This is a genomic window from Coleofasciculus sp., from assembly GCF_046539235.1.
Classification (GTDB): Bacteria; Cyanobacteriota; Cyanobacteriia; order Cyanobacteriales; family Coleofasciculaceae; genus Coleofasciculus.
The window spans coordinates 1-7,106 of the sequence record NZ_JBKHHI010000347.1 but is presented as its reverse complement, the minus strand read 5'-3'; the positions used below and the strand labels follow the sequence as shown (position 1 = coordinate 7,106).

At 46.4% G+C, this 7,106-nt stretch carries 7 protein-coding genes; all 7 read left to right on the top strand.

Annotated features, from left to right (window positions below; all coding sequences use genetic code 11):
- The first annotated feature begins 218 nt into the window (after window positions 1-218).
- Window positions 219-467, top strand: a complete 249-nt coding sequence (gene acpP / locus ACLFWI_RS23455) for an acyl carrier protein (protein ID WP_446414933.1) — start codon at window positions 219-221, stop codon at window positions 465-467.
- 64 nt (window positions 468-531) lie between these two features.
- Window positions 532-1,788, top strand: a complete 1,257-nt coding sequence (gene fabF / locus ACLFWI_RS23450; protein WP_446414932.1) for a beta-ketoacyl-ACP synthase II — start codon at window positions 532-534, stop codon at window positions 1,786-1,788.
- A 358-nt stretch (window positions 1,789-2,146) separates the two neighbouring features.
- Window positions 2,147-4,165: a transketolase gene (gene tkt, locus ACLFWI_RS23445; RefSeq protein ID WP_446414931.1), complete on the top strand. Its 2,019-nt coding sequence runs from the start codon at window positions 2,147-2,149 to the stop codon at window positions 4,163-4,165.
- 273 nt (window positions 4,166-4,438) lie between these two features.
- Window positions 4,439-4,732, top strand: a complete 294-nt coding sequence (locus ACLFWI_RS23440) for a hypothetical protein (RefSeq protein WP_446414930.1) — start codon at window positions 4,439-4,441, stop codon at window positions 4,730-4,732.
- 2 nt (window positions 4,733-4,734) lie between these two features.
- Window positions 4,735-5,085 carry a helix-turn-helix domain-containing protein gene (locus ACLFWI_RS23435; RefSeq protein WP_446352138.1) on the top strand — a complete coding sequence of 117 codons (351 nt, stop codon included), beginning with the start codon at window positions 4,735-4,737 and terminating at the stop codon, window positions 5,083-5,085.
- 220 nt (window positions 5,086-5,305) lie between these two features.
- Entirely contained in the window at window positions 5,306-5,824 is a 519-nt protein-coding gene (locus tag ACLFWI_RS23430) for a hypothetical protein (protein ID WP_446414929.1), read from the top strand.
- Between the two features lie 35 nt (window positions 5,825-5,859).
- Window positions 5,860-6,984: a nucleotide kinase domain-containing protein gene (locus ACLFWI_RS23425; RefSeq protein WP_446414928.1), complete on the top strand. Its 1,125-nt coding sequence runs from the start codon at window positions 5,860-5,862 to the stop codon at window positions 6,982-6,984.
- Window positions 6,985-7,106 lie beyond the last annotated feature (122 nt).

Below are 7,106 nucleotides of genomic sequence, written 5' to 3'. Positions count from 1 at the left end.
CATGCGGTTGATGGAGTAAGTCTGGCATCGTATGAACCATGAACCATGAACCATGAACCATGAACATGATATGATGAGTAGCCCAACTGGATGCCAGTTGGAGAAGCGACTACCGATGGGTTTGATGATCCCCCTTTCGGATAAGATGAGAAAATGCAAAGGAACCAAGTAACATAACTTGATAACGTTCTAGCAAGTCGGTTGAGGTATACAAGTAAATGAACCAAGAAATTTTCGATAGAGTCAAAAAAATAGTTGCCGAACAACTGGAAGTTGAACCCGGTGACGTAACCCCTAAAGCTAACTTTGCCAATGATCTCAACGCCGACTCCCTGGACGTGGTGGAATTGGTTATGGCTTTAGAGGAAGAGTTCGATATCGAGATTCCAGACGAAGCCGCCGAACAGATTGCCACAGTCCAAGCGGCTGTGGACTATATCAGCTCAAAAACAGAGGCGGCGGCTTAATCAGCGGTTGTCTTCTTGAAAAAAGTTCTGCGTTCTCAGGCAGTTTCCCTGTTTTATTGGCATCATGACAAACATTGAACTCAAGCGCGTTGTTATTACAGGTTTAGGCGCGATCACTCCCATCGGCAATACTTTGGCGGAGTATTGGGACGGACTTTTAAGTGGGCGTAATGGGATTAGTACAATTACCCGGTTTGATCCCTCCCGTCATGCTTGTCGGATAGCGGGCGAAGTCACGGGGTTTAATCCCCATGATTATATGGATCGCAAAGAAGCTAAGCGGATGGATCGCTTTGCCCAATTTGGAGTCGCGGCTAGCAAACAAGCGATCGCGGATGCGAAGTTTGTCATTAATGAATTGAACGCAGAACAGGTGGGCGTTGTCATTGGCACCGGGGTTGGCGGGATTAAAGTCATGGAAGACCAACAAGAGGTCTACTTGAGTCGTGGTCCCGATCGCTGTAGTCCGTTTATGATTCCGATGATGATTGCCAATATGGCAGCCGGACTTACGGCAATTCATACCGGGGCAAAGGGACCGAATACTTGTACCGTCAGCGCCTGTGCCTCTGGCGCCCATGGGGTGGGCGATGCCTTTCGCTTGATTCAACGGGGGTATGCCCAGGCGATGATTTGTGGGGGAACGGAAGCAGCGGTGACACCGTTATCCGTGGCGGGATTTGCTTCGGCAAAAGCCCTGTCTACCCGCAATGATGATCCGGAACATGCCTGTCGTCCCTTTGATCGCGATCGCGATGGTTTTGTTATGGGTGAAGGGGCAGGCATTTTAATCCTAGAAGAACTAGAACACGCCTTGAGTCGAGGGGCGCGTATTTATGCCGAAATGGTGGGGTATGGCATGACCTGTGATGCCTATCATATGACCTCACCCGTACCCGGTGGGGAAGGGGCAATCCGGGCAATGCAGTTGGCACTCAAAGATGCCGGATTGCAGCCTGAAGATGTCAGCTATATTAATGCTCATGGAACGAGTACACCCGTTAATGATCCCACAGAAACGACGGCGATTAAAAAAGTCTTAGGCGATCATGCCTATAAGATTGCCGTGAGTTCCACCAAATCGATGACGGGTCATTTGTTAGGGGGTTCTGGGGGTATTGAATCCGTCGCCTCTGTCTTGGCGGTAGCCCATGATCAAATTCCGCCGACGATTAATTTAGAAAATCCCGATCCAGACTGCGACTTAGATTATGTGCCGAATCAAAGCCGTCAGCAAACCGTAGATGTGGCGCTATCGAATTCCTTTGGCTTTGGCGGTCATAATGTCACATTGGTGTTCAAGAAGTACAAATCAGCTTAAGGTTAGTAGTGGCGTTGTCTTGGCGATCAAGCGATCGCGATTTCAACGCCTCCATTAATTTGGACAGGTTGCGTAGGGGTACGGCATTGCCGTGCCCCACTAGATCATATCGACTCCATCAGGGTTTCAGCCTTCGCTCTTCCGAAAGTGACACAAGAGCGATAAAACTGTATGAACGGATACAGAACGACTTGTCTCTATCCAATCGCCAAATTTTAGCCAAGCTTATACCAAGGAGTCTTGATCATCGATCCCCCTAATGGGATGATCAGTGTATCCTTGGGGAAAGAGTAATCCTCGCTTTACGGAAAAAATTTTGCGTTAAACCCTAGTTTCCTGGAGTCATTAGATAACACCTATGGTCGTTGCCACCCAATCTCTCGAAGAACTTTGCATTAATTCCATTCGCTTTCTGGCGATAGACGCCGTAGAGAAAGCCAATTCCGGTCATCCCGGATTGCCAATGGGCGCAGCACCGATGGCGTTTGTGCTGTGGGATCGGCTGATGCGGTACAACCCGAAAAATCCTAACTGGTTGAACCGCGATCGCTTTGTTTTGTCAGCGGGTCATGGCTGTATGTTACAGTATGCCTTGCTCTATCTGACCGGCTATGATGACATCACCCTTGATGATCTCAAGCAGTTCCGTCAGTGGGAATCCAAAACTCCTGGTCATCCGGAAAACTTCATGACTCAAGGAGTGGAAGTCACCACTGGACCATTGGGACAAGGGATCGCCAACGGTGTCGGGTTAGCGATCGCAGAGGCACATTTAGCCGCCCAATTTAATAAACCCGATTGCCAAATTATCGACCACTACACCTATGTCATTTTAGGTGATGGTTGCAATATGGAAGGCGTATCTGGAGAAGCCTGTTCTGTCGCCGGACACCTGGGACTGGGCAAACTGATTGCCCTCTACGACGATAACCATATCTCCATTGACGGTTCCACCGACCTTGCCTTTACAGAAGACGTGGGCAAGCGTTTTGAAGCTTATGGTTGGCACGTCCAGCATGTTCCCGATGGTAACACCAACTTGGACGCGATTCACAAAGCAATTGAAGCGGCTAAAGCGGTTACCGATAAGCCCTCTCTAATTAAAGTCACCACCACCATTGGTTTCGGTTCACCCAATAAAGCCAATACCCACGGCGTCCATGGTGCGGCTTTAGGTGCTGATGAAGTGAAAGCCACTCGTGAACATCTGGATTGGAAGTATTCCGAATTTGAGATACCCGAAGACGCCCTGAAGCATTTCCGCAAGGCAGTTGATCGCGGTGCTGAGTACGAACAAGAGTGGAACAAACTCTTCACCCGTTATAAAACCGAATACGCAGAAGAAGCTGCCGTATTAGAACGGATGACCAGCGGTAAGCTGCCCGAAGGCTGGGACAAAGCCCTACCCACCTACACACCCCAGGATAAAAAAGATGCCACTCGGAATCAATCGGGCGCAACCCTCAACGCTATGGCTGGGGTATTACCGGAACTGATTGGCGGTTCGGCTGACTTAGCCCCTTCCAACAAAACCTTACTCAAATCCTCCAAGGATTTCCAAAAAGGTGCCTATGAAAATCGCAACCTCCGCTTTGGGGTTCGCGAACATGGTATGGGAGCGATTTGTAATGGGATTGCCCTGCATAAGTCTGGCTTGATTCCCTATGGTGCCACATTCTTAGTCTTCACCGACTACATGCGGGCATCAATTCGCCTGTCTGCCCTATCCCATGCTGGGGTAATCTGGGTGATGACCCATGACTCCGTGGCATTAGGAGAAGATGGTCCTACGCACCAACCAATTGAGCATATTCCTACCCTGCGAGCGATTCCCGACTTAATCGTCATTCGTCCGGCGGATGGCAATGAAACCTCTGGTGCCTACAAGGTAGCGGTTGAGAAGGCAAAACCTGCCCAGGGTTTAGCAACACCCAGTCTATTAGCACTGTCTCGCCAAGGGCTACCTAATCTAGAGGGAAGTTCGATTGATGCTGTCGCTCAAGGTGCTTACATCCTATCGGATAGCGATGGCACACCCGATATCATCTTAATTGGTACAGGTTCGGAAGTTCACATCTGTGTTGATGCCGCGGAAAAACTCCGGGGTGACGGCAAGAAAGTCCGCGTAGTTTCCATGCCAAGTTGGGAACTGTTTGAGGAACAGGATGAAAGCTATCGCGAATCTGTATTACCTAAAGCCGTAACCAAGCGGTTAGCGGTAGAAGCGGGTTCTAGCTTTGGCTGGTGTCGCTATGTTGGCACTGAAGGTGACACGATTAGTATTGATCGCTTTGGCGCATCGGCTCCTGGTGGCGTTGCTTTAGAAAAGTTTGGCTACACGGTGGATAATATCGTGGCTAAGGCTAAGGCGCTTTAGGGATAGTAATTTCGTAGAGGCACGGCACTGCCGTGTCCTACAATCAGAAAGGCTCTCTGTTTCTAGGGAGCCTTTTTGGGTGTGGGAGCTATAATACCAAGCCTGGTAGTATAGCTACCTTGTACTTCAATTTGTAAAGACAGACCCCGTAGGAAGGGTTTTGCGGAACCGCCAGAACGTCTCTACGATGTTTTTGCTTGCCTGACTGAGGTAGGCAGTTCATCTTTAATTTGGTAAGATAATCTTACTATAGGTAATAGACAAGTCCTTATCATGAATCCAGAGGATGTAAAAGAACAATTTATAGAGGTACTCACAGAAATCCAGACAGATAGCGGCTATGGAGAAACACCAATCTCAGGAAAAACCTGTCCCATGACTGACCTGGAAGGGTTTGATAGTCTCCTGTGTATTGAGGCGATTAATATGCTAGCTGACAAGCTCAAAGTGGAGATTCCCAGTAACCAGATTCACAAAATAGGTCTTTCACAGGACGGTAAGCAGTCGCTCACCATTGATCAGTCCGTTGATGTAGTCTGTAAGATTGTCAACACAGGAGAGACTTAGGTATGAGTCATCAAGAACAGAAGAGGTCAATTATTGCAGCCCGCTTGCGTGAAGCTCGCAAGATGGCGGGACTTTCCCAAGCTCAAGTGGCTAAGATGCTTGGTCTTCATCGCCCTTCAATTACGGAAGCGGAAGCTGGAAATAGAAAGGTTTCTGCTGATGAGATCACGAAGCTGGCTGAAATTTATGACGTAAGTGTGTCATGGTTACTTGGGGAAGGTGCGGACAAGCTTGATATCCATGACGACAAGATTCAGCTTGCCGCTAGAGAACTCCGAAAGCTTAAGCCAGATGACCTTGATCGACTTTTAACAATACTTGCTTCGATGCGTAGAGGGGGAGAAGTACTTTGAGGAATCAGACTTTGAGAAATCAGAGAAAGGTGTTGGCACAACAAGCCCAGCAACAAGCCATCGATGTGCGGAGGAATGCAGGTTTTGACAACAAAAGCCCACTCTGCATTTACGGCTTGTGCGATAAGCTCAATGTGAGGGTCAAGTTTGTTGACATCAGTATGGAGGGTATCTATCTCCGAGAAGCAGAGCCGATAAGTCTAAGTACCAACGTCATGAATTGTTTGAACGGTATCTCAATTTTCTTCCCAGGGCTAAGGCAATAAAACATTGTAAAAAGAAAAATAGCCGTGGTCTTTACTTTGAAAGACTTATTGCCTTTGATTCTGATAATCCACCTAAAATAAACCAACTTGAGTTCATTATTTCTGAATATCAGAAACGCAAATGGGTTAGGAGATCGATGTTTCAGGCATCAATTTTTGATCCTCGGAGAGATCATGTTAGTGACGCTCAGCTTCCGTTTCCCTGTCTGCAACATGTTAGCTTTGTTCCACAGGGAAAAACGCTTACCATGAATGCTTTTTATGCTACCCAGCAGCTATTCAATAAAGCCTATGGTAACTACTTAGGGTTATGCAGACTGGGGGATTTTATGGCTCACGAAATGGAACTAACGTTTAGCCGTATGAATTGCTTTGTTGGTGTAGCTAAACTGGATAACATTACCAAGACTTCAGATACTCTCGCTCCAGTCAAGGAGGCTTGTCGAGAAGCACTGTCTTCAAAGACAGACTAACCAGCAACGGACGCCAGCAACGGACGGAACATAGTATGGCAGCTAAACAACCAACGCGGGGAAAATTGAAAAGCGATCACCAAAACAAACCTATTGATGAACAACTAAGTCTTGACTTAGGTAACTATGGTAAACCCAAAATAAATGACAGTATAGATATTGCTGCATACTCCCACATTCTGCCTGCAAAACCCACCGTGGTTTTTGATACCTACTGGCGTTTCGCCGCAGAAAGGCAGAATATTTTTTTCAAAAAGTTCGTGGGTAAACCAATGCCTTGGACTAACGATCCAATCCTTTCTACCTTCAAATTTACCAATGCCTACCGAGCATCAGATCGCACCAGCCAATACCTGATCCGTTATGTTATCTACCGCGACGATATCCCTCAAACTCCCGATGAAGTATTTTTCAGAATTATTCTGTTTAAGATTTTCAATAAGATTGAAACATGGCAACTTTTAGAAAATAAACTTGGCAATATTATCTACGCCGACTATTCTTTTAAACGCTATGACAAAATTCTTACCGAAGCCATAGAAAACAGTCAAAGAATCTATTCAGCCGCCTACATCATGCCTTCAGGAGGAAAAATACTTGGTCATACAAGAAAACACCGTAACCATCTCAAGTTGATTGAGCGGATGATGCTTGATGAACTGCCAAAGAAACTCACAGATGCAGCAAATATGCACAGAGGATTTGACCTCTTGCGTGAATATCCTACTATCGGTGACTTTCTGGCATACCAGTTTATAACAGATGTCAATTACAGCGAAATTACGAATTTCGATGAAATGAGTTTCGTAGTTCCTGGTCCGGGTGCGCTTGATGGTATTCGGAAATGTTTTGCAGATCTGGGTGGTCTAAATGAGCCAGAAATAATCAAGTTCATGGCGGAACTTCAAAAATCAGAGTTCGAGCGATTAGGTCTTGATTTTCAGTCCCTATTTGGACGACCATTGCAGTTAATCGATTGCCAAAATCTATTTTGTGAAGTCGATAAGTATTCTCGGATTAGGCATCCAGAAATTTCCGGAATATCAGGTCGAACTCGTATAAAACAAAAGTATTCAGCTCGTGGAGAACCAATTGATTACTGGTATCCACCAAAATGGGAAATCAATAAAGCTGTTAAAGAATACAGAAATACAGAATAACTCAAGCGGCTAGCCAAGCTAAATCAAAATCAAACTTCAAGGAGTAAATAATGGAGTTTCGCAGGTATCAAGAACAAGCATTGAATAGCGATCGAATTCCTAGCAATAGTGGAAATGAAATA